18 protein-coding genes, 2 tRNA genes and 1 pseudogene are annotated in these 23,904 nt (G+C 44.6%); 12 read left to right on the forward strand and 9 right to left on the reverse strand.

Features of this window, described 5'->3' with window-relative positions; all coding sequences use genetic code 11:
- Window positions 1–51 precede the first annotated feature (51 nt).
- Both HMPREF0868_RS06015 and HMPREF0868_RS06020 read left to right on the forward strand, forming a co-directional pair.
- Entirely contained in the window at window positions 52–1,284 is a 1,233-nt protein-coding gene (locus HMPREF0868_RS06015) for a peptidoglycan bridge formation glycyltransferase FemA/FemB family protein (RefSeq protein WP_012993834.1), read from the forward strand.
- Window positions 1,285–1,331: 47 nt separating this feature from the next.
- Window positions 1,332–2,564 carry a lipid II:glycine glycyltransferase FemX gene (locus tag HMPREF0868_RS06020; RefSeq protein ID WP_012993835.1) on the forward strand — a complete coding sequence of 411 codons (1,233 nt, stop codon included), beginning with the start codon at window positions 1,332–1,334 and terminating at the stop codon, window positions 2,562–2,564.
- Between the two features lie 37 nt (window positions 2,565–2,601).
- Here the strand turns inward: HMPREF0868_RS06020 and HMPREF0868_RS06025 are convergent, their stop codons facing one another.
- From HMPREF0868_RS06025 to HMPREF0868_RS06045, 5 genes and pseudogenes are all read right to left on the reverse strand, one after another.
- Window positions 2,602–4,320, reverse strand: a complete 1,719-nt coding sequence (locus tag HMPREF0868_RS06025; protein ID WP_012993836.1) for a vWA domain-containing protein — start codon at window positions 4,318–4,320, stop codon at window positions 2,602–2,604.
- A gap of 338 nt (window positions 4,321–4,658) precedes the next feature.
- Window positions 4,659–6,110, reverse strand: coding sequence for a proline--tRNA ligase (proS, locus tag HMPREF0868_RS06030; protein WP_012993837.1), 1,452 nt, complete (start codon window positions 6,108–6,110; stop codon window positions 4,659–4,661).
- A 269-nt stretch (window positions 6,111–6,379) separates the two neighbouring features.
- The gene (gene tnpB, locus HMPREF0868_RS06035) at window positions 6,380–7,483 is read right to left on the reverse strand and encodes an IS200/IS605 family element RNA-guided endonuclease TnpB (protein ID WP_012993838.1); all 1,104 of its coding nucleotides are present in this window, start codon (window positions 7,481–7,483) and stop codon (window positions 6,380–6,382) included.
- A 17-nt stretch (window positions 7,484–7,500) separates the two neighbouring features.
- Window positions 7,501–7,904 (reverse strand): annotated as a pseudogene (gene tnpA / locus HMPREF0868_RS08270) (IS200/IS605 family transposase).
- 85 nt (window positions 7,905–7,989) lie between these two features.
- Window positions 7,990–8,454, reverse strand: coding sequence for a COG2426 family protein (locus tag HMPREF0868_RS06045; RefSeq protein ID WP_012993839.1), 465 nt, complete (start codon window positions 8,452–8,454; stop codon window positions 7,990–7,992).
- A 157-nt stretch (window positions 8,455–8,611) separates the two neighbouring features.
- On the opposite strand from HMPREF0868_RS06045, the gene HMPREF0868_RS06050 reads away from it, so the two are divergent.
- From HMPREF0868_RS06050 to HMPREF0868_RS08045, 7 genes are all read left to right on the forward strand, one after another.
- Window positions 8,612–9,799, forward strand: coding sequence for a pyridoxal phosphate-dependent aminotransferase (locus HMPREF0868_RS06050; protein WP_012993840.1), 1,188 nt, complete (start codon window positions 8,612–8,614; stop codon window positions 9,797–9,799).
- A gap of 112 nt (window positions 9,800–9,911) precedes the next feature.
- On the forward strand, window positions 9,912–10,799 hold the full coding sequence (locus HMPREF0868_RS06055) for a fructose bisphosphate aldolase (RefSeq protein WP_012993842.1): 888 nt from the start codon (window positions 9,912–9,914) through the stop codon (window positions 10,797–10,799).
- Between the two features lie 59 nt (window positions 10,800–10,858).
- Window positions 10,859–10,932 (forward strand) — tRNA-Gln (locus HMPREF0868_RS06060).
- A gap of 87 nt (window positions 10,933–11,019) precedes the next feature.
- Window positions 11,020–11,757 carry an ABC transporter ATP-binding protein gene (locus HMPREF0868_RS06065; protein WP_012993843.1) on the forward strand — a complete coding sequence of 246 codons (738 nt, stop codon included), beginning with the start codon at window positions 11,020–11,022 and terminating at the stop codon, window positions 11,755–11,757.
- 3 nt (window positions 11,758–11,760) lie between these two features.
- Complete coding sequence (locus tag HMPREF0868_RS06070) at window positions 11,761–13,446, forward strand: hypothetical protein (protein ID WP_012993844.1); 1,686 nt, start codon at window positions 11,761–11,763, stop codon at window positions 13,444–13,446.
- A gap of 95 nt (window positions 13,447–13,541) precedes the next feature.
- Complete coding sequence (ahpC, locus tag HMPREF0868_RS06075; protein ID WP_012993845.1) at window positions 13,542–14,105, forward strand: alkyl hydroperoxide reductase subunit C; 564 nt, start codon at window positions 13,542–13,544, stop codon at window positions 14,103–14,105.
- 272 nt (window positions 14,106–14,377) lie between these two features.
- On the forward strand, window positions 14,378–14,959 hold the full coding sequence (locus HMPREF0868_RS08045) for a folate family ECF transporter S component (RefSeq protein ID WP_012993846.1): 582 nt from the start codon (window positions 14,378–14,380) through the stop codon (window positions 14,957–14,959).
- Between the two features lie 64 nt (window positions 14,960–15,023).
- Here HMPREF0868_RS08045 and HMPREF0868_RS08050 read toward each other — a convergent pair whose 3' ends face one another.
- From HMPREF0868_RS08050 to HMPREF0868_RS06095, 3 genes are all read right to left on the reverse strand, one after another.
- The gene (locus HMPREF0868_RS08050) at window positions 15,024–16,631 is read right to left on the reverse strand and encodes an alanyl-tRNA editing protein (RefSeq protein WP_012993847.1); all 1,608 of its coding nucleotides are present in this window, start codon (window positions 16,629–16,631) and stop codon (window positions 15,024–15,026) included.
- A 44-nt stretch (window positions 16,632–16,675) separates the two neighbouring features.
- A complete protein-coding gene (locus HMPREF0868_RS06090; protein WP_012993848.1) occupies window positions 16,676–19,156 on the reverse strand; it encodes a heavy metal translocating P-type ATPase in 2,481 nt (826 codons plus the stop codon).
- 138 nt (window positions 19,157–19,294) lie between these two features.
- Window positions 19,295–19,735 (reverse strand): ArsR/SmtB family transcription factor, encoded by a 441-nt coding sequence (locus HMPREF0868_RS06095; protein WP_012993849.1) that lies wholly within the window; start codon window positions 19,733–19,735, stop codon window positions 19,295–19,297.
- A gap of 995 nt (window positions 19,736–20,730) precedes the next feature.
- Here HMPREF0868_RS06095 and HMPREF0868_RS06100 point away from each other — a divergent pair.
- The 3 genes from HMPREF0868_RS06100 (at window position 20,731) to HMPREF0868_RS06110 (ending at window position 22,255) form a co-directional block, all read left to right on the forward strand.
- Window positions 20,731–20,805: transfer RNA gene (locus HMPREF0868_RS06100), tRNA-Arg, on the forward strand.
- 68 nt (window positions 20,806–20,873) lie between these two features.
- Window positions 20,874–21,236, forward strand: coding sequence for a hypothetical protein (locus HMPREF0868_RS06105; RefSeq protein ID WP_012993850.1), 363 nt, complete (start codon window positions 20,874–20,876; stop codon window positions 21,234–21,236).
- Between the two features lie 53 nt (window positions 21,237–21,289).
- Window positions 21,290–22,255, forward strand: a complete 966-nt coding sequence (locus HMPREF0868_RS06110; RefSeq protein ID WP_012993851.1) for a DMT family transporter — start codon at window positions 21,290–21,292, stop codon at window positions 22,253–22,255.
- 176 nt (window positions 22,256–22,431) lie between these two features.
- Here HMPREF0868_RS06110 and HMPREF0868_RS06115 read toward each other — a convergent pair whose 3' ends face one another.
- Window positions 22,432–23,892 carry an oligosaccharide flippase family protein gene (locus tag HMPREF0868_RS06115; protein ID WP_012993852.1) on the reverse strand — a complete coding sequence of 487 codons (1,461 nt, stop codon included), beginning with the start codon at window positions 23,890–23,892 and terminating at the stop codon, window positions 22,432–22,434.
- Window positions 23,893–23,904 lie beyond the last annotated feature (12 nt).

The raw sequence follows: 23,904 nt of genomic DNA on the forward strand, positions 1-23,904 counted from the left end.
GGCCGAATAAATTGCTATAATGTTCAAGGTCTATGACAGGAGGACAAATTATTGCTTACAGTTCAAGAAATTGCTCCGGCCGCCTACGCGGCCATATTGAATACCTCTGATAGCCGGTATTTTTTTAATCAGATGGTTGAATACGGTCACGGCAAAGAGTCGGACGGAAACAAAGTTGATTATCTCGTTTTTCGCGACAAGGCCGGGGAACCGCAAGCCGTAGCCTTAGTTGTCTACTACCGATATCATTATTTCTTCCGCTATGCCAACTGCATTTTCGGGCCGACAATGTTTCATACCGAACCGGAGCTTTTTGCTGAAGTTTTGGGTGTCTTACGAGATTTTTGTCTTAGAAAATTTAACGTTCGTTATATTCGTTGCAATCCGCTTTTGCCAGCCAATTTGTATGACGATATAATCAAAACAGAAACGGATGTCAGCGCCGATTACGTCGCTCTGCTGTCCCGACTTGGCTTTAAACGAGTGGCCGGAGAATGGTACAGCAATCAAACCCTGCATGTGCGCTTCATTTACAGCAAAAAAATCTCGGGTATGACCTATGATCAGATTTTAGCCACCGTAGATCCCGTGCTGCGGGTAAATTTGCGCAAATCAGAAAATGAAGACTTAAAATTTCGGTACCTAAACTATGACGAGTTGGATATTTTCGATGACTTGCTGCAAAAAACTTATGATCGTATGAACACGATAACCACTGTACGCCCCGAAATGAACCGCAATTTGTATCGCTGCTTCGGCGATAAAATATATTTTCCGGTTGTATATATTGATTGCGCAGAAGCTTTGCAAAGATATGAAACTTTGCGCAGAGCGGTTTTGGCTGATCAAGCCAAGCTTGATGAACGATATGCAGCAAAGCCGTCCACTAAGTATCGGAATTTAAGCCGGGATAACGCTGACCGACTGAATCGTCTGCAAAATTTAACCGCCAAAGTAACTGAATTGCAAGCTGATCGGGGCAATTTGATCTACTTGTGCGGCGGGTGTTTCATTGAATCCGGACACGATTTTATTCACCTCTTGGGTGGCGGTGAAAAATCATTGATGAATCTGCACGGTATTCAGCTTTTGCACAGCCGTATGTTGCAATTGGCGGTCAGCAAAGGTTTCGAATATTATAATCTGTATGGATGCTCAGGCCTGCTCACGCCGGAAGATAACCAGGTCGATTATGGGGTGCTGCAGTTTAAACGTGCTTTTAGAGGCAATCTTGAAGAATTTATAGGGACTTATGAATATTGTAAGCCGACCGGAAAGTTTTAAAAGTTTAGAAGTTTTAGAAGTTTTAAGGCTCACGCAAGGAGAATATCATGCTAAAGGTAAACAAACTTGATAGCACAACTTATAAACAATTGCTGGCCGCCTCTAAAGTACGCTATTTTTTCAACCAAATGGGCGAGTTCGGCGAAAGCAAGATGGCAGAAGGAAACAAAGTTGACTACCTCTCTTTTTCCGACAGCTCAGGTGAAACACAAGCTTTAGCCCTGGTGGTCTACTATCAATACAAGAAAATTTTACATTATGGCAACTGTATTTTCGGGCCTACTTTGCTAAACCCCTCACCGAAATTGCTGGACGAGGTTTTACAAACGCTAAAAAAGACAGTTTTGCGGCATGCCGACGTGCGCTTCCTTCGCTGTAATCCGCTTATTCCGGCCAATTTGTATGAAGATGTCACCATGATCGCGGAAAATGTAGGTGACGACTACCGATCAATTTTCCGACGCAATGGTTTCGCCCATATCAATCGTGAATGGTATCAGGACCCCAACATAAACTTGCGCTGCATTTATAATAAGCCGATAGCGGGCATGAGTTATCCGGAAATTTTGGCTTCGCTCACCCCGAATTTGAAAATGCGTATGCGCAAAGCCGAACAGTCAGGGATTAAAGTACGTATGCTTAATCTGGATGAACTGGATATTTTTGATCATATTCTGGAAGAAACATATGCACGTATGGATACCAACATCGCAGTTCGGCCGGCCTTTCACCGGAGTCTGTGGCGACATTTCGGCAGCAAAATATATTTTCCGGTCGCTTACATCAACTGTGACGAAGCCCTCAACACCTATAAAACTTTAGTCGAATCGATTAATCTGGCGCAAGCCGAACTTGATGCTCAATACGGGGAAAATCGCGGCAAAAAATATCAGAATTTAAGCAGGGACAATACCGATCAACTTAACCGGCTGCACAATCTGACGGCCAAAGTCGCTGCCCTCAGAAAGGAACGGGGCGAGATCGTCTACCTTTGCGCCGGTTGTTTCATCGAATCCGGCCAAGACTTCATCCATCTACTCGGCGGCGGTGAAAAAGCTTTGATGAACTTTGACGGGGTTTTGGCGATGCACGCCCATATGTTGCAATTGGCTGTACAGGGAGGCTTTGCCAACTATAATCTTTACGGCTGTTCCGATTTGCTGGATGAAGCCACCAATAATGTTGACTACGGTGTTTTACAGTTTAAGCGAACATTCCGTGGGAATTTTGAAGAATTCATCGGAACATACGAATTTCGTAAAAGTTGGTTGGCTTTGTAGTTGTTACAGTCAGAAACTGCACGCAGGTAAAAATTCGCTATTTACAAGCCGCCGTATCTGGCACTTCATCTAACAACTCGATTCTGGCTTTTCGGTTCACTTCCGGGTCAGGCGTGAACGGAAACGGTGATGGATCGGGATTGTCAAAATTACCACCTTCGACCTTATAGGTAACCTGCGGTTGCGGGAAATCAACCGGCGTGCCCTTATTATCATTGGCATCAACTGGATACAGAGTTGCTTTTTCGTTGGTATCCAATTTATAAATGCCGGGGGCAGTCGGTTTTTTGACGAGTTTTTCTTGATATTCAAGGACCACGGGTATCCTGGGGTACACGGTTTCGTTAATTTTTAAGGTGAGGGTTTCTTTATTTGCCGCATCAGCATCAACTTTTTTGTAAATCAATTCAAATCGGTAAGTGTTGTCGTTATTTTTGCCGAAGCCGTAATGGGCATCGGATCCAGCAAGTGCCCGATCTTTTATTTCTTCAGCCTGCAACATAGCGGTGCCAACTTTGAGGCTGATTTTTCCTACATCATTGACAAAATCAAAATCTTTGCCAATATAGTCGACAACAGTTGAACCTTTTGCTACTTTTTCAAGCACTTCCTTCTTGAGCTGTTGAAAATCTTTATTAAGCTTGCCATCATTGGAATTACGCGCAAGATACTTCAAGAACAGTGAGCCATTAAAATCAGCCTTATTCTTGTAATACACGTTCATTTGGTAACCGGCGTTTACCATTTCTTGAAATACGTCATCGGCCTTCATGAACGCAATGTCGATATTTGCTGGAGCGTTATTCTCGATTGGAACAACACCATTCTTGCCGCCACCTTTTCTACGAGAAAAGAACGTGTAGGCATAGTCATATTGTGCCCAGTTTTTGCTTGTATCTTGCTCTTGTTGGCGATAATAATCGAGATATTCGCCAAGGTATTTAATACTTGGCTTAGGTTTATCCTTGTTTTCCGGTTTATTCGGATCCCACGGCCAAGAACCACCCATGGCATACGAGAAGATGAAGTTTACATCAGTACCGTTAAACTTCTTCCAATCAATTTTCAGATTATAATCACGACTTTGGTACTCCCAAATGCCACCTTGCAAGTCTCGCCTATCATTATATACATTTGGATCTTTTTGCTTTGTCGGATTAAAGGAACGTGTATAAGCTGTTGTAAAATCATTATTTTTTGAATAAAGATAGGTAGCTCCATCACTAATTAGGATAATATGTTTGTTCTTAGCAGCAACCGCGGTATCATCATCCAGCATTTTCTTCGCTGCCAAAAGACCGGCATGCATATTCGTGCCAAACCCAAGTACAGATGATTTTAATTTATTCTGTATATCATTATAATTTTTCACCACATCAGTAAGCTCTTGACGGACTTTACCGGCGTAATAAAAATTAACAATGCCGATTTTAATATTCAACCCTTTTTCATCAGCCTGCTGCTTGATATCATCTAAAAATTGTCGAGCTTGGGAATCTATGCCTTTTTGATCACTCGCCCCACTCTTATCCAGCACAAACACTATATCTTGCGCTAAGACATCTTCGCTTCCGGGAAAACTGAGCGTGACCTTTGTTTCTAAATTATTATCCAATGGGCTAGCCGTTTTATTATTCTTTTCTAATATGCTATTCGAAACTTCGACAGCCGATACAAAATTGGGGTAAATTGCACTACCCAAAGCCAATAAACCTGCTGATAATATGCTTATCGTGTTTTTTACCAAAGGTTTCATATTCGCCTCCGTTACATAAGAATTACTTGTTGGCCAAAACATTTATTTGTTCAGAGTTTTCGCTTCCTATAAGCATTAAAAAGTATGATAAATAAAGTATATACATTGTATCCTATGAATTCAATCTTTTTTATTAAAAACACATTGCTTACGCATTAAATTGAAGTTTTAGCAAAATAAAACTGCCACCTAGGCATATCAGACTAAGTGGCAGTATCGACTGCAGCGAAAACTTATCGACAATTAGCTTAATTTAAATTATTGTACATTACGATTATTGTACGTTATGACCAACTTTCGCGTAGTTTCATTCAGAGCACATTTCGGGGTGGCACTGATCAGTAAGCCTTTCCCCAATATACATTGTGCTTGGCTGGGCGGCCGCAACAGACGCAAAACGCGCCTTCATCCGGCTTTTCTTTGCTGAACGGCATACAGCGCGAAGTCGCGCCGGTATCAGCTTTAATCTGTTCCTCGCAGCCGACATCACCGCACCACGCCGCCTCAATAAATCCGGGACGGTTGGCAACTGTATCTTTAAATTCATCGTATGTGGTTACTTTGTAGCAATGTTCCGCCAGATGCTTTTCAGCTCGCGCCAGCATATCGGCATGAATTTCATCCAATAACTTTGCTAAAGCATCCTCGATACCTTCCAGAGGTAAGATGGTCTTAGCTCCGGTGTCACGACGTACAGCCACGACGGAACCTTGTTCAATGTCACGTGGGCCCATTTCAAGACGCAAAGGAATACCGCGCATTTCCTGTTCACTGAATTTCCAACCGGGCATTTTGTCCGAAGCATCTACCTTCACCCGGAATCCGTAAGAAGCCTTTTGCAAACGATCACGCAGGGCAAATACCGCCGGCAAAACACCGTCTTTATGCATAGCAATAGGGATAAGCATGATCTGCACCGGTGCGACCCGCGGCGGCAAAACCAATCCGGAGTCATCGCTGTGCACCATGATCATCGCCCCGATAACTCGTGTGCTCATACCCCAAGAAGTCTCATGGCAATACTGCAGTTTATTCTCACGGTCGCTGAACTGAATACCAAAGGCACGGGCAAATCCGTCACCAAAATAATGCGATGTACCAGACTGTAAAGCTTTACCGTCGTGCATCAAAGCTTCCACCGTGTAAGTCATTTCCGCGCCGGCAAATTTTTCTTTGTCGGTCTTACGTCCCTTAATTACCGGTATTGCCAGCACTTCACGCAGAAAATCGGCATAAACATTCAGCATTCTTTCGGTTTCGGCAATCGCTTCTTCAGCCGTCTCATGCACAGTATGGCCTTCTTGCCAAAAGAACTCCATTGTACGCAGGAACGGGCGAGTCGTTTTTTCCCATCTGACTACGGAACACCATTGGTTATAAAGTTTGGGCAAATCTCGATAAGATTGAATTATTCTGGCATAGTGATCACAGAACAAGGTTTCCGAAGTCGGACGAACGCAAAGCCTTTCCGGCAACAGTGCATCGCCGCCGTGGGTAACCCAGGCCACTTCCGGAGCGAAACCTTGAACATGATCTTTTTCTTTTTGTAACAAACTTTCCGGAATGAACATCGGCATAGCCACATTTTCATGTCCGGTAGCCTTAAAACGTCGATCAAGATCCTGTTTCATGTTTTCCCAAATCGCATAACCATAAGGGCGGATAACCATGCAGCCGCGCACGCAGGAATAGTCCGCCAGTTCGGCTTTGGTCACTATATCGGTATACCACTGAGCAAAGTCTACATCTCTAGCTGTAATCTGCTCCACTAACTTTTTATCTTTGGCCATAATTCATCTCCTAAAACTTATAAACCTTGCAGTTCCGAACTTATTGCACCAGCGCGATCGCCCTCGCCGTCCCGAACTTGCAGCACTTGCAGTTATGACCTCTCGGCCACAGTGTATTAAATATAGACGAATTTTCCCGTCTTAGCAAGATTATTCATGATTGGTGAACTACCCATAGTCTAAAGCCTATGGGCTTCCTGCTTCACTGACCTCGTAACCTACTATCTCCACAGGCGTTAATTCGGATAGTCCTTACCCTATATTTTTTATTACGCTATTTGTCTTAATCCTTCTGCTAATATATTCTTTGCGGCATTGACATCTCTATCGTGTATTTCCCCGCAATTTGGACATTTCCATTGCCTTACGGATAAATCTTTTATGTTCTTATTTTGGCAACCACAACAAGAACATAACTGACTACTTGCGTAAAAACTATCTACCTTAACATATATTCTATTGTTCCACTTTGCTTTATACTCTAGCTGTCTTGTGAGCTCATACCATGAAACGTCACTTATAGACTTAGCCAATTTATGGTTTTTTATCATATTTTTTATCTGCAAGTTTTCTGAAACAATCACTTGGTTTTCGCTTATTATTTCACTTGAAATCTTATGAAGATAATCTTTTCTGGTATTTGTTATTTTCTCATGGCATAATGCTATTTGCTTTCTTTTTTTCTGATAGTTCCTGCTCCCTTTTATTTTATGTGCAAGCTGTCTTTGCAATTTTGTAAGATTTCTCTCATAATTCTTTATTGTCTTTGAATTTTCGTATTTTCTCCCATCTGATGTAATACACAAATCCTTTATCCCCAAATCTAAACCTATTTTACCTCTTGTCTCCTGCTTTTTTACATTCTCTGTTTCTACTAAGATTGCTACATAATACTTTCCACTCGGCAGTTGTGATATAGTTGCCGATTTTATTTGCCCTGCAAAATTCCTATGAATTTTTGCTTTTATCTCTTTTAACTTTGGCAACTTTATTCTTTCTCTATCAAAATCTACAGTTATATTCCCATTTGTAAAATTAGTTGTGTAGGATTTATGCCTATCGTGTTTACTCTTAAACTTTGGGCAACCTGCATGCTCTTTGAAAAACTTTTGATAAGCACTATCCATATGATAAATTGCATTTGTTAAAGCAAATTTGTCTACTTCTTTCAGCCATTTATAAACTTTTTTCAGCTCTCTATTGCAATAATTATTACAGTCTGTTTTACTGATAGAGTTTTTTTCTTTTTCATAAGCATCTTTCCTGTATGCAAGGGTCTGATTATATACAAAACGGCAACAGCCAAATGTCTTTGCCAACTGTATTTCTTGCTCTTTACTTGGATAAATCCGATATTTATATGCTTTTAACATTCAGCTTACCTACCTTTCTACCCTTGATTTTCTATGTATTGCTTTAATATTTCTTCAGAAACATTGCCTACGCTACAAGCAAAATATCCATCAGTCCAAAATGTATGTTCTTTCCAAAAAGGTTTCTTAAGATATTCTGTATGCTTTTTCCATATATGATATGTTGTATAGCTCTTAATTAGATTAACCACTTTGCTTATTGATATAGTAGGCTCAGTTTCTATCATATAGTGTATATGGTCTTTGTCTGTTTCCATATGTTTATGATTATATTATGCTTCTTGCATATCTCATAAGAAAACTGCTTGATATTATCCGACATTGATTTCGGCACTAATAATTTCTTTCTATACTTGCATACAAAAATAATGTGATACTGCAATAAATACTTATGCCTATTCTTTGATTTCCACGTTCCTATAATGCCAATTATTATACCACTAAATCATAATTTTTGCTACCTTAACCCACCGTCTAAAGCCAGTGGGATTGCGGTAGCTTTAATTTCAAGTAAAAATAGCTACTAGGCCGCTGCCAACCACGCTCATGATAACTCCGGCCCCCAAAACACCGAGCATGACTGCCCCTATACCGGTTCGCGGGTCCAAATCGAGGCAAGCTGCCGCCAAAGTGCCCGTCCAAGCGCCCGTACCCGGCAAAGGTAGGGCCACAAATAGGAATAGGGCCATGAAAATGCCACCGCGCCCAGCTCCAGCCTCCAATTTACGGCCTGCCTTTTCACCTTTTTCGACGCAATAGGTAAAAAATTTGCCTATATATGCTTTATCTTTACCCCAAACTAGAACACGGCGGGCAAAAAAATAAATCAGCGGCACCGGCAACATATTGGCGACTATAGCGATGATATAAGCTATCGGTAGCGGCACTCCCTGCAACTGAGCATAGGGAATGGCTCCACGCAATTCAATCAACGGCAGCATGGCTATCATAAAAGTTATAATATATTTCATAAATGTACACCATCAGTTAAATTCATTTAATTTGGACCAGATTAGTGTATTATACCATTTTTGTGTGCTATCCTGAAATGAGTACAATAATGAGCGATAATGAGCAATAAGCACAAAAAAACGTTACTGCTGAAATTGGATCAGAAATGAGGAAACCATGCCTAAAGAAACTAATTTAAGCCTAAACAATGTGAAAGAAAGCCCTATCCGCGTGATTACCAGGCTGGCGACTCAAACCCCCGGCTGCCAGATTCTGACTATTGGGGAACCTGATTTTATCACTCCGCCAGCAATCCAAGCTGCCGCTATAGCCGGCTTGCAGGCCGGAAATACTCACTACCCACCCTTCAACGGGCGCCGTGATTTATTAGAAAATTTGAGTGAATTTGTTGCTGAAAATTATGGTTTTGACTATAGTCCAGAAGAAATCATCGTCACCAACGGCGCAACCGAAGGTATTTTCGCAACACTTTTAGCTCTGCTTAATCCGGGTGATGAAGTTATCATTCCTTTACCGGCCTTCGGGCTTTATGCCGCAGCCACAAATATCTTACGGGGACAAGCGGTTCCGTTGCTTACGACAGGTTTGGCCGGCGAAACGGAGGCTGACAATACCGCACGTCCTTTTCAAATAACCGAGGCCGCACTGGCAGCGACCGTCACCTCGCGTACGAAAGCCATAATAATAACCTCGCCCAACAACCCTACCGGCAGTATTTACGACCGCCGTTCAATTGCGGCTGTCGCCACAGCAGCTGCTCGCGAAGGTTTTTACATTATTTGTGATGAAGTTTACCGCGATTTGATATATGAAACAGCAGAATTTATCAGCAATAACAAATCTTTGCGGCAGCAGTTGATCGTAATCCAGAGCTTTTCCAAACCGTGGGCAATGACCGGCTGGCGTCTGGGCTATCTGATGGCTGATCGCAGTTTGCAGCCTAAAATAGCCTTGGCGCATCAAAATATGATTACTTCGGCCGCTAATTTCACGCAAGATGGAGGTATGGCCGCACTCAAAACACCTACTACTGCCATGCGTGAAGCCTACCGCCAACGCCGTGATTATGTCATTCGCGAATTACGATCAATGGGTTTCAAGCTGCCTGTACCGGCCGGAGCGTTCTATGCTTATCCTAATTTAGCTGATATTTCATCGGCATTCGCCGGGAAAGGCTCGGAGGATTTCTGCCGGACGTTGATCCAGCGTCACCTTCTGGCCGTAGTCCCCGGCACCGCCTTCGGCACTGACGGCTTTGTACGTATTTCTTTCTGTTACGGGCAGGAAGCTCTGAAAGTCGGCATGGCAAGACTGCATGCTTGCATTGATTCCTTACGAAAATGAAATTTTCACAGATTTAATACGGACGAAATTTTACATCGCGACAAATTGTACTAAATATGTTAGAATTGGAATGTTGAGAGTTGGATAACAGATTCGCACAGGAGGTATTATTATGAATAACAAGCAACTGTCTCAGATGCATGAAGCAAAAGGTTTTATTGCAGCCCTCGATCAGAGCGGCGGTAGCACACCTAAGGCCCTGGCCGCATACGGTGTCAGCAGCGATGCTTACAAGAACGACGCTGAAATGTTCGATATGGTTCACGCCATGCGTACTCGTATCATTAAAGCCAAAGCGTTCAACAACAGCAAAATCATCGGAGCCATTCTCTTCGAGCAAACCATGGATCGTGAAATCGACGGTCTTCCCACCGCTACATATCTGTGGGAAAAGAAAGGCGTTGTACCCTTCCTCAAGGTGGATAAAGGCCTTATGCCGGAAGAGAACGGCGTTCAAATGCTCAAGCCCATCCCCGGTTTGGTTGACTTGCTGAAGCGTGCCGCCAAATACCCTGTTTTCGGTACAAAAATGCGTTCGGTCATTAAATCGGCCAATACTGAAGGTATCAAAAACATCGTAGCCCAACAATTTGACTTGGCCAAAGTGATCATCGAGCAAGGTTTCGTACCCATTATTGAGCCTGAAGTAGACATTCACGCTGCCGATAAGGTTAAATGCGAAGAACTTTTGAAAGCCGAGCTTATTGAACAAGCCAACAAATTGCCCAAAGATGCTTACATCATCTTCAAGCTCTCCATTCCTACCAAAGAAAATTTCTATGCCGATTTGATCAAACTGCCTAATGTTGTACGGGTAGTCGCCCTCTCCGGCGGTTATGAACGTGATGAAGCCAACAAACTCTTGGCTAAAAACAAGGGCGTCATCGCCAGCTTCTCACGTGCTTTGGCGGAAGGCCTGAGCTATCAACAAACAGATGCCGAATTTGAAAAAACTTTGGCTGACAGTGTTGAAAGCATTTATCAAGCCAGCATCGACTAAGCATCCGCTTAAAGCTTGATATTTTTTCTGTCCTGTGCTATCATATGCCTCAGTCTATTGGCCGAATGGTGTAAAGGTAGCACAACAGATTCTGGCTCTGTCGGTGAGGGTTCGAATCCTTCTTCGGCTGCCACATGACATAGAACTCATAGTAACCACTATGAGTTCTATCTTTATAGGTGGATAACATCCTTAACTGCCAAATGGAGGGTAGAATACCGTGGAAATAACTGGGACCGATTCACCAAATGTCGAATTGGTGATTAAAGATATTCACAAAAGCTTCAAGGATAAAAAAGTGTTGTGTGGCTGCACCGCCACTCTTAAACGCGGCACCATTTATGGTCTTCTCGGACGTAATGGCGCCGGAAAAACTACACTTTTGTCAATTTTGGCCGGCAATCTCGCCGCCGACAGCGGGGAATTTTATTTACAGCAAGACGGCCAGCCCCCACGCCTAGTAACCGACGAAGATATTTTCCTCATGGTTGCCGAGCCCAAGTTCCCCAATTTTTTGACCGGAGAAGAATTCATTCAATTTTTTTATGACATCAACAAGTCCCATATCGCGGCTCCTCAATCGATCGACGCTTACTTTGAAGCAGTTGATTTCGCGGCTGAAGATCGTTGCCGGCTGATTCAAGGCTATTCAACCGGTATGAAAAACAAATTACAAATGATCATGTTTCTAATTTTGCGACCGCTGATTATTTTGATGGACGAGCCGCTTACTTCACTCGACATCTTGGTTCAGTTGCAGATAAAAAAGCTTATTCGACAAATTCAATCTGAACATATAATCATTTTATCCACCCATATTTTGCAATTGGCCGAAGATCTGTGTGACTCGATAGTTTTTCTCAAAGAAGGGCAGATTCAAGCACAAGGCTTGCCGGCGAGCACAGCAGGACTGGAAGACATGATCATGTCGACCTTGAAAGATGAGGGCCGCGAGTAAAGTATGATTACAATTTATAAATACCTCAAATTTATCGTTCAAACTAAAGCCATAGCCGATATCAACATGATTATCCGCGGCTGGCGCAACCTGCCGTTACTGAAAATTTTGACCGGGAAATCTGACGTTTATGCTTTCCCACGCCTAAAAAAATTCGCGCTATTTTTTACGTGGCCATATTTCATGATAAAAAAATTTTTCGCTTCATTGCTTCTATGGGCGATTATTTTCAATATTTTTATGCATGGGCTTATTTGGCTACAACTGAAAGGGATTTGGCCGGCCCTGCAAACCTCAGTCGATCGGGGGGGGATTTATCACCTTACTTGGCTTGTAGTCGGAATATGCTTTTTATTTATGGCGACCACTACCGACCCGGCCAGAGAAAATTGTCAGGAAATTTTCAGTTACGCTAAATACTATCACTTGCCTTCTGTTGCTTTGGGCAAAATAAACCTTTTCATCTATCCTCTCCTTAAAAGTGTTTTCAGCTGTCTGGCGATGCTTACGCTCAGTCTATTTTGGCCAGCACTAACCGCTCTCGAAATATTCACCATAAATCTTGTCCATTTAGCTGTTTCTATGCTTTCGATTTATTTGAGGTTGAAGTTTAAGTGGAACCGCAATCTTCCTTGGTCGCTCGCTCTCGTTAAGTTGGCGGTGATAGCAGCCGTATTATGGTGCGCAATTAAATTTACGCCGCCGGTTTTCTCTTGGCTCTGCTATCTAGCCCCTCTCTTCGCAATTTTATATCTATATTTGGCTCACCATTTTTTACGGTGGAACGGGTATGCCGCATTTGTCGAACTAGCCGTCCAAAATAATCAAGAAGTAGAATATTTTATCGCCACCTCCTCTGACACCGGGCTAAAGCTCACAGATACTGATCGTAAAAATACCTGCAGCAGCAACTTCAACGCAGGCACCGATTCCATTCGTGATGTAAAAAGCCAAAAGCGCGGCTATGCTCTATTGAACAGCCTTTTCTTTCAACGACATTTTCGCTTGCTCTTTAGGCCTTGGATAATCAAAAACGCCTTACTGGCAGTTGTCGCCACATTAGTTTTGACAGCAGGATATTTGGACACTCGAAAAGTTGCCGCAATCGGTATCGGCTCGGGGTTTACAGCTGACCTTCCTAAATTACTCGTTTTATTACCAAACATATATATTTTTGTCAGCTATGTTATCAGCAATAATAAAAATATAACCAAAGCTATGTTCGTGAACTGCGATGCCGCCTTGCTTAATTACGGCTTTTATCGGCAAAAAAATGCGGTATTCACAATGCTTTGTCAGCGTTTACGCCGCTTTTTCTTTATGAACTGTGTTACGGCAACCATTTTGTCCATCTTCACTTTAGCCATATACTCCTTCAGGCTTCCATATAATTTTAAAATGGTCGGGTCGATCGTCCTTTTCACCTACATACTGGGGCTGTTCTTTGCCGTATACCAAGTTGCGATCTATTATGTGATTCAGCCTTATGACGAGAGAGGCAAGATAACGAATCCCATTGTCAATTTTACCAACATGTTTCTGTATATGATTTGTGTCATCAATTTTAGGTCACTCAAGTTCACCCCACCAACTTTGCTGTTGACCATCGCCGCGTTAGTGGTACTGGTAATTGTCGCCCTTTTATCACTTTACAAACTCGCGCCCAAAACTTTCCGACTACGTTATTAGTGTAACATTTGTGCTGTTTTAATACTGGCGGAGAAGGTAGAATATAGACAAGCTAAATCTAACATTAGCAAATATTATTTTGAAGGAGTGATTCGATGTCTTTAATTAATAAGCAAGTCAGCAATTTCAAAGTGCAAGCCTATCATAATGATGAATTTAAAGAAGTTTCTTTGAACGATGTTCTCGGCAAATGGAGTATTTTCTTTTTCTATCCAGCCGATTTCACCTTTGTCTGCCCGACCGAATTAGAGGATTTGGCCGCTAACTACGAAGCATTCAAGAAAGCCGGTGCTGAAATTTACAGTGTTTCTACCGACACCCACTTTGTTCACAAGGCTTGGCATGATGCCTCTTCCACTATCTCTGCCATCAAGTTCCCGATGTTGGCCGATCCTACCCACGTTCTCTGCCGTGATTTTGATGTTCTGATCGAAGAAGCCGGTATTGCCGAACGTGGCACTTTCATCGTCAACCCGGCCGGTAGAATCGTTGCTTACGAAGTAAATGCCGGAAACATCGGCCGTAATGCCACAGAATTGTTGCGCAAGCTGCAAGCCTGCCAATTTGTTGCCGAACACGGCGATCTGGCTTGCCCTGCCAAATGGCATCCGGGTGAAAAGACCTTGAAACCTGGTATCGATTTGGTCGGAAAAATTTAATCAGAAGTTACACTCATTACCACCTCTTACTGATAAGCGGCTGCTGCCTTAACGGCACGGCCGTTTTATCGTGGTGGCTAAAGCCATTTTACCTTTTAACGGAAAAACCATAGCCGTACCCGATAATTGAACCGCTAATTTAATCGCCAATTTTAGGATACCAATTGAATAAGGAAAAACATTATGCTAGAATGGCTATCGTTTTGAGGTCAGCACGATGCTAAGATCGGCACATTCGACCATTTTATATTCCAAAATAATCGGGAGGTACTATGTTAAAAAACTTTAGCTACGATCGTCAATGGATTTTGCCACGCGGCACCCGTTCTATCAACTTTTACTTGGCAGCGACAGCTTCGCTGGTCGCCCTTTCAATTGTGCTTACCCGCTATTTTTCCGTGCTATTATTCGGCAATGCCATGCGGCTCAGCATCGGCACTTTGCCAATAGTTGTTGCCGGTTTCACATTGGGTCCGGTTTTTGGTGGGATTACCGGTTTATTGGCCGATATTTTAGGGCAAGTAATTCGCTCCATGGGCGCACCCCATTACGGGATTTTACTGAATAACGTTCTTTATGGTGTAATTCCCGGGTTGATGGTGTTCGTATGGCATAAGCTTGATCGGAAAATCATAAGTATTACGGTGATTATTCAAATCGTTTTGCTCTCGGCCGTTTTACAAACCCGTTGGTCCATCGACTTTGCCCATATACCGTATACGCTGATGTTCATTAAGCGGCTGCCGGGGATTGTGTTTAACGGGGTGGCGTTGTTGGTCTGCAGCAATCTTTTGTTGCCGACAATGCAAAAAATCCAAGCCATTGTAGCCGGGCAGCTTAAGCGCACCGAATAAAATTTTGTGTAATCACTGCAGTTAGCGGTGCCGCCGTACTTGGCAGGACTGCCGCATCGAACATTTAAATTATACCAATAAGTTCCAAACTGAGAGCCTCCCACAATTCTGTGTAGGGGTTCTTTTTTTGTTCAACCGCTCCCCGGCCCGCGGCAGTCGCGGCGTTTGCGGCAGTCGCGGAAAATTCGCCGACCCCATCTCCAGCGGATCGGTTCATTGCCAACTGCTGCCAAAGAATTTGCCCCTGAACATAATCAGCTCGGCCGCCACCCTTGGCATCAAACCGCCGTTTCAGCACCTTTTGCCACTCCGTAAAATCAATTTTTGCTGTTGCATCGCCATTACCGCCGGCAATACTGTAAACCAAGGTCTGCGCATCAGGATGGCAACCGGCCAACACAAATTCAAAGCCTGCAGCGGAAAAAATATTAATGGCACGGCGCAAATCGCCCGGTGCGACTCCTGTCGGCAAAATAACCGCTGCGCCACAGCTACCACCGCTACCTCGGCGGGTCAGCAAAAAAATTCGTGGCTTTTCATTTACCACCTCATTTGTAGTTTCTCCCACAACCGACCTTGCCTCAGCCGCAGCCGCTCGCAGCACCGCAACCGCCTGCCGCCGGCTTACTTGCGCCAGAGTTTCCAGCTCACGTTCTTTTATTTGTACCAGCTGCTTCTCCGCCGTTTCCCCCTTAATTGCTACGGCAGCCAGCTTATCTTTTAAGTTCGTCAGATTAGCCGAATATTGACGACAGATTTCCGCCAAAATTTCATGTTCTCTGCTCAAATGGTCGTAAAGCCGTTGTCCGGCCGCCAAAAACACCCTTATCCCACCACGATGTTTTTCCGCGCTCAAGACTTTCACCATACCGATTTCCACAGTGTTGGCGACATGCAGTCCACAACAGGCACAACAGTCGGCTCCGGGAATTTCCAAAATGCGAACTTTACCCGGCAAGGCCTTTTTTTGACGGAAATCAATTTCAATCACATCTACACTCGGATAAACAGTTGCTTTTGTAGCTCGGCGTTCCCAAACTATGGCATTAGCCGCTCTTTCTAATTTCTGCAAGTCTTTTTCGCCCAAATTTTTGTTCAGGTCCATGGTCATCACCGTTTCACTCAAGTGAAAACCGACGTTATCACAACCGAATTCGCGCTTGGCTAAACCGGAAAAAAGATGTTCAGCACTGTGTTGCTGCATAAAGTCATAGCGTCGTTGCCAATCAATCTCCAAATCAACCGCGCGGCCTAGCAAACTCTTTTCACTTGTTACGCCTAATTCCGTCAAAAAGCTCTGTGGCAAAAGGTACGCCGTAGTCAAATCATTTTCGGCTGGATCAAGTTTTTCGCAGTCAGAGCCGTTGGCGGGGGCGTTGTCCCTATCATAACTGCAGCTGCTATCAGTGGAGCAATTATCCCTGCCCAGCCGAACCGACTCAGCCGCTAGGATTTTAATTTTCTTATCATCGAAGCAAAGCCATCCCCGATCCGCCGGCTGCCCTCCGCCGCCCGGGAAAAAATTAGTCCGCGTAAGCAGAACATACCAGCCGTTTAACCTGTTTTCCCCCCTCGCAGCGACCTCATATGCCGGAACTATCCAAGATATTTCAGTTTTTATTTTCGCACAATAAGGATCAGTGTAATACACTTCCGAAAAATTCAGCGGCATGAGAACAACTCCCAGATATCAGAAATTTGAACCGTAAATTACGTTCATTCAGCCCTTTCAGCGTAACTTAGCCGTACGGAATTGGCAATAGCCGCCAAGGCCATCCCGACATCGCCAATGATCGCTAACCACAAAGGCAGCGGGGCAAAAAAGCCGTAAACGAAGAGGATAAGTTTCATGCCTAAGCTCAAAATGATATTTTGCCATGCGATTTTCTTAACACGTCCGGCCAGTTTTATCAAAAACGGCAACTTGACCAATTTATCCTGCATAAAAACCACATCGGCCGCTTCAGTGGCCGCATCGGTCGCCCCTGGCCCCATTGCTATTCCTACCTGCGCCAGAGCTAAGGCCGGAGCATCATTTATACCGTCACCGAGATAAATGACTTTGGCCTCTTCCCGTAACTTGTTACGCAAAAGCTCCGTCTTTCCTTCCGGCAACAGCTGAGCATGCCATTCGTCAACCGCTAAATCTTTCGCAACTTTACGTACCGCAGACGAACGGTCACCGCTCATAATACACACTTTTTTTATACCTGACTTATGCAACTGTTCAATCACCGGCTTCGCATCCGGACGAACCTCATCTGTCAAATTGAAGGCAGCTATCGGCTCTTTGTCCCGGGTGAGCAGCAAAACCGTGTCTCCACTTTCCGTGTAACTCAACATACGAGTTTTGAGGCCATGACGTTCGGCACTACCCAGTTGCCATTCCGCCCCTTCCCAGACCCCGCTTACACCAATGCCAGCCACTTCGCGCACGCTGATAGCATCTTCCGGCTGAGGAGCAACGCCCGCCTTTCCGGCAGCAACCATTATCGGATTGGCCAGCGGATGGGTCGAATACTGTTCAAGTAACGCAGCAACCCGCAAAACAGTTTTTCCATCAACCACACCATGTGCTATCGCCTTGGCCGGATCAGTCAGCATGGTAATATTTCTAATGACAAATTTTCCGGTCGTCAATGTTCCCGTTTTATCAAACAACACCGTATCAGCGCGTCTTAGTGCATCTAGAAATTTGCCACCCTTAACTAAAACCCCAGTCTTGGCCGCACGGCCTATCGCCGCAACATAGGCTAACGGCACCGAAATAACAATGGCACACGGGCAAGCCAATACCAAGATCGTCAACGCTTGATGGATCCAGTAAGAAAAGTTGCCACCAGTAAACAGCGGTGGGACAACCGCCAATATCACCGCCAATATCACCGCAATCGGGGTGTAATAGTTTGCAAAAGAAGTTATCAAACGTTCAGTCGGGGCTTTGGCGAGACGGTTGCGCTCGGTCAGTGCAATCAGGCGGCTTATCGCTGATTCGGCATCAGGAGCTACCACCTTCAGCCATAAGCTCTCGTTTTGCACGATACTTCCGGCCGCCACTACTTGGCCGGCGGGGATATTTTGCGGTCGGCTTTCACCGGTTAACGCTTGCTGATCCACCAAACTTTCGGTTTCCTGATTGATCGCGTCCAACGGTACTGACTCACCGACATGCACTTCAATAATTGATCCGACTTCAACGGATGCGGTCGGACAAAGCACCGTCGTACCGTCATCTTTAACTAGTCGCGTTAAATTAGGGCGCAGCGAACGCACAGCCTGCATGGCCATACCGGCCTTACGTACGGCCCGTCCTTGCAACAATTCGCCGATTTCATAGAAGAAAAGTACGGCAACCGCTTCCAACCTCTCGTTCAGAATCATCGCTCCGAGCGAGGCAATTGACATCAGAGAAATTTCATCAAAAAAATAGCCATGCCGCCATTGTTTAAGCATTTTTTTGGCTAAAGGCAACGCAGAAAACAACCAAGCCGCTAAGGAAAAAATCTGGTAGGCCGGGGAAAAAGCATGGGCGATTATCAAGAGCAGGGCTACAGTAATCAGGCGAGGCCAGGCCCCCAACGACCAATATTCCCGCCAAGCTTGTGGAAATTTGCGCAGTTGTGCCGCCAACTTCGCCGATTTTCCACTGGAGCTAAGTTCTGCTGCCGTGCCCGCGTTCTCAGCCGAATCGTTTCGAGTACTGCGAAGTGCTGTCTCGCCGTCGACTGGATTTTTCGATTTGACTGTGGTGGCAGAAATTTTGCTGGGTAAATGAAGCTTGTGGTTCGTCGGCCAAAGTTTGGCGGCATGATTTGTACGCCACGTCAATTTTCGAGCCGCACAGAATTCAGCGAATTTGTGCCGATCGAGACGTATGTACCCTACTCGTTCCATCACACGCGCCATGACTGCAGCGGAGATGGCTCCGCTTTCGTCGTCCTCGGGGTTCGCCAAGCGCACCGTTATGCCGTCCTCAAAAATTTCCGCTGTAGACTGGCATATTTGTAGCCAATCCTCGTCACCTGCCACTTCGAGATGCAGCCGAAATTCCGGAATCGTAATGAATGCCGTTATAACATCTTTCCTGTTCAGCAAAGCATGTTGAATTTTGCCGGCGCATTCCGCGCAGTTTAAACCGTCCAGTTTAAAAACAAAATGTTTTTTCCCACCGGTAGATAATTTAAATTGTTTGCTCATTGTTCCTCCATATTGCTGCCGAATTTCAGTTCGCCAAGATGTTCCGGCCGCACGTTGACAAAATTTCCCTTCATATCAGTACCAGTGGCGGATCTGTTTCAATTTCCGCCTTACCGGCAAGCTCTCAAAGCTATTACTTCAATTGCCAAACTCATTGATGTGATCGGCACCTTGATCTAGTATGCCTTGAATATGAGCGTCCGACAGCCTGTAAAATACGCTGCGGCCCAATTTTTTGAAATTAACCAATTCTGTTTGACGTAATATTTTCAGCTGATGTGAAACGGCCGACTTGGTCATTTGTAGAATTTGTGCCAAATCGCAGACACAAAGTTCACGACTTTCCAAAGCGAACAAAATTTTTAAACGAGTAGGATCACCAAAAACTTTATAAAAGTCGCTTAGGCGGATCACCATCTGTTCCTCCGGCAAATTTGCTTTCGCCGCCGCTACCGCAATGTTGTGGGTATCGTGCGAGCCACACGTCGCTATGTGTGCTTTGGGGTGGGATGTATTTGCTGCCTGGCCTTTGTTTCTTGCCTGCAGCGTCTTTGCATTATTTTCTACTTTTGTAGCCATAAGGCACCTGCTTTCCTTTTTGTCGCTCTATTCATAGAATAGTTGAACAACTATTCAACTGTCAAGAGCTTCCTGATTATTTTTTTACACATACCGGGCTGCTCGTTTCGGCCGACTACTACGACCGTTGCTTCAGACGTCTAGTTCAGACGGCCAGTTCAGACGGCCAGTTCAAGCGGCTGGTTCAGACGGCTAGGTAAGACGGCCAGTTCAAGCGGCTAGTTCAGACGGCTGGTTCAGACGGCCAGTTCAATCGGCTAGTTCAGACGGCCAGTTCAGACGGCCAGTTCAATCGGCTAGTTCAGACGGCTAGTTCAAGCGGCTAGTTCAGACGGCCAGTTCAAGTGGCTATTTCAGACGGCCAGTTCAGACGGCCAGTTCAAGCGTCTAGTTCAGACGGCCAGTTCAGACGGCCAGTTCAATCGGCTAGTTCAGACGGCTAGTTCAAGCGGCTAGTTCAGACGGCCAGTTCAGACGGCCAGCTCAGACGGCTGGTTCAGACGGCTGGTTCAGACGGCTAGGTCAGACGGCCAGTTCAGACGGCCAGCTCAGACGGCTGGTTCAGACGGCTAGGTCAGACGGCTAGTTCAGACGGCCAGTTCAGACGGCCAGTTCAGACGGCCAGTTCAAGTGAATGCCCCGTAAAATATATTTTCGCCTATCCAACCTGCCAATATGTCATCAAAGGAATATTATGGTTTAATACTTGTACGGCCTTAAAAAAGAGCAAAAAATAGCTCATGAGTATTTAATGGTTGAAATATAAGAAAAAGAGCTGAATGACATTCTTTTTTCATGAAACTATCAGACTTTGAATTATCAAGCTTTGAACCATCAGGCTTTGAACTATCCGACTTTGAACCATCAAGCTTTGCTGCCTGATATAGGTTTATCTATCAGTTCTCAGGCTTCCAAAACCTTCAGTAATTTGACGTAGTCAAATCAATATTTTTAGCTTGAGTGTTACATAGGTTCCGTGTATAATAGAAACAGTTGCCTCGGTGGCCTAATGGATAAGGCGACAGTTTCCGGAGCTGTTGATACGGGTTCGATTCCTGTCCGAGGCGCCATAAAAGTCTTGTTTACAAGGCTTTTTTTCTATCATCGGTTTTTACGCAAAATGATAAGGAGGGCAATTATGCGTGTAAAACTTAATAATCGAATCTATGATACCGCCACCGCTCATGAAGTTGGACGCCAGACTGTAAGTTTTTTCGGCGATCCTTATGGCTTTGAAGAAATAATGTTTGAAAAGGGTGGCAAAATCAAGGAGTATTTTCTTCTTGTCAACGGAGGCGAATTGTCTCAATACCATGAAGAAACGATCATTCCGCTCAACTTAGCTGATGCCCATGAATGGCTCGCTCGCATAACCGGTAAGGCACATGCTGACCGTCTTATTCCGATGGACATTTCTTCGGACGCTCCGGCCATTACGCCTAGCAAAAAGATTGTCACCAAATCCGGAACCGCCGGCAGGAAAAAGCCGCGCAAACAATAATAAACAATAATTTTTATTGTAAAATAAACTAACCAAGAAAGAAGGCCAATTTAATGACCAACCGTCGTATTATCGGCGCTGCCAAGCTGGGTTTACTTTTGGTAGCTTTTCTCTGGGGAACTTCCATGACTGTCGTCGGAAGTGCGACAGCCAGTTTCCCATCTGCATTTATTCTCGGATTTCGCTTTACCGTTGCCGCTGTTCTCTTGGCAATAATTTTTCACAAACGCTTGTTAGCAGTAAAAGCCGACACTTGGCGCAGTGGCATTATAATCGGCCTCTTTCTCTTCGGTGCCTATTTTCTCCAGACCTTGGCGGTTAATTTTACCACCCCGGGGCGGAGCAGTATTCTCGCGGCCATTTACTGTGTTATTGTTCCTTTCTTAATGTGGGCCATAACACGAGTACGGCCGGATAAGTTTAATTTAGTTGCCGCTGTCATTTGCGTTGTCGGCGTGATTTTGGTTGGCCAAGCTGGCAGCGCGATTACCACAGCGAATAATATCCCGGCCGGAATCATGCTGATTGGCGACACGATTGCTGTGGCTAGCAGCTTCCTTTACGCGGCTCACATTGTGGCAATCAGTAAATTAAGCACGGATCGTGACCCGATTGCACTTACGATTATTCAGTTCAGTGTCGCCGGAATCCTGTCTTGGATTGTGACATTATGCTTTGAAGATCACAGCAAGCTGGTTTTTTCTACCTCATCATTAGGGCAATTAATCTATTTGGCCGTTTTCTGCACCACCATCGCCTTGCTGTTGCAAAATGTTGGGCAAAAATATTGTCCGGCTTCACAAGCTGCTATTATCTTGGGTTCAGAATCCGTTTTCGGCGTTGTGTTCCCAGTCATGTTGCGCATCGAGAGTTTGAATCTTACCGCCGCTATTGGCTGTATAGCGATTATTGTCGCTATATTTATTTCTGAAACAAAATTAAAATGGTTCTTTAAGGATAAAACTGAGTTGCCGGTTGAAAAGTCAGTTGACAAGTCTGATTTGCCGATTGACAAGTAGATCGCGACTCTTCCAATGCTTATAACCCAAGCCTATCTTCTGTTCAGCAGTCCGCCGAGCAAAGATAGGCTTGCTTGCGTTCAACTCCAAATTTGTCCCTTCACCCTTAGATCATGCACATTTCCAACTGAGCAAACGGCAACGATACACGCATAGAATTCGAAGCTTGTGCCTTATCATTGCCGGCGTTTACCAGTCAGTAAAAAACTAATTAAGCCGTCACGAGTCACCAAAAGATATGCAGCGTAGACGACAACACAACTGACTACCACGCCCAGCAATCTCAGATAATAGTTAAAGTCAATTCGCTGCCAGAAATAGTGCAAGGGGAAAAATGTCGCCGCCGCCAAACAATAGCCGACGGTCCGTTTCGTAAAAAGATGCCATTCCAGCTGCATTTCTTTTCTGATCAGACACTGCGCCGCACCGATATAAACCACTACCGCCGCCAACGTCGCCGCCATGGCCGTAAGCGGGGTAAGAGCCGATGTCATTATGAGGCCAGCTTTCAGTATAAGATTTAATATCCCACCTGCTAGCAACAGCAACGCCATCTTTTTTTCCTGCTTATGCAAATAAAGAATCAGGCTGGAAATAATAAATTGGCCCCCGTATATCAGCCGACCGAACGAGGCAAGAACCAATATCGGCCAACCATAGGTGTAAACGTCACCAGTATAAATACGCATCACCTCTTCGGCTACCGCAGCCACCCCGAAACACAGCGGAACCAGCATGGCAAAAAAATACTCGGTTATATTTTGTAAAGTATAGGAATAACCGGCTTTATCATTTTGCCCCAGCATATTTGACAACCGCGGCAAAGCAACCGACAGCAAAGCGGTGGGGACCGATGCCAACATTCCAATTAAGGTAAACGGCAAGGTATACAAAGTGACCAGCACATCCCCTTTATTGCCCAAATAAGATCCGTACGGTGCAAGCAGGGTTCGATCGGCCTGTGCGTAAAGCACTTCAACATTTACGATAAGGAAAGATATAAATAAAGGCCAGAGATACTGCCGCAAATTCAGATTGCGCCAAATCAGCTTAACTTTTCGTCTGACATAAAAGTAGCTTGCCAAATTATTTCCTAAAATCGTCCCCGAAATGACCAAAGCATACTTCACCCCGTCTTCGGCAGAACGTACGATGCCAAAAATCGCCAACATGTATAAAGCGCGTACTGCTATAGTCTTCCAAGTGATGAAAGTGTAGTTCTCCGTAGCCTCATTCATGAATTCAACGTAAAAAACATTGCTAAATATCTGCAAAAACAGAACCGAATACATGAGCCACTCATTTACGTTAGCTCGGGTCAAGAAAAACAGAGCATATAAAATTCCCGCCACTGCATTGGTGATTATACCCCATAGGAAAAGGGCCGAATAAGTCCTGCGTACAGCCTCGGCATCGCCTCTGACCCGACTCAATTCCCGCACCCCGAAATTATAAATGCCAAAAGAACCAAGCAAATAAAAAATCTGACACTCCGCCAAAGCGCGGTTATACAGCCCAAGTTGTTCAGGGGCCAGCAACGCATTTACATACGGGCCAACTAAAAGTGGAACCAATAAATTAAAAATATTCAATATCGCTTTAAGAGCCGCATTTTTATGCAAAGAAGATTGTTTCACGTGACTACTCTC

The organism is Mageeibacillus indolicus UPII9-5 (assembly GCF_000025225.2).
Lineage (GTDB): Bacteria > Bacillota > Clostridia > Saccharofermentanales > Fastidiosipilaceae > Mageeibacillus > Mageeibacillus indolicus.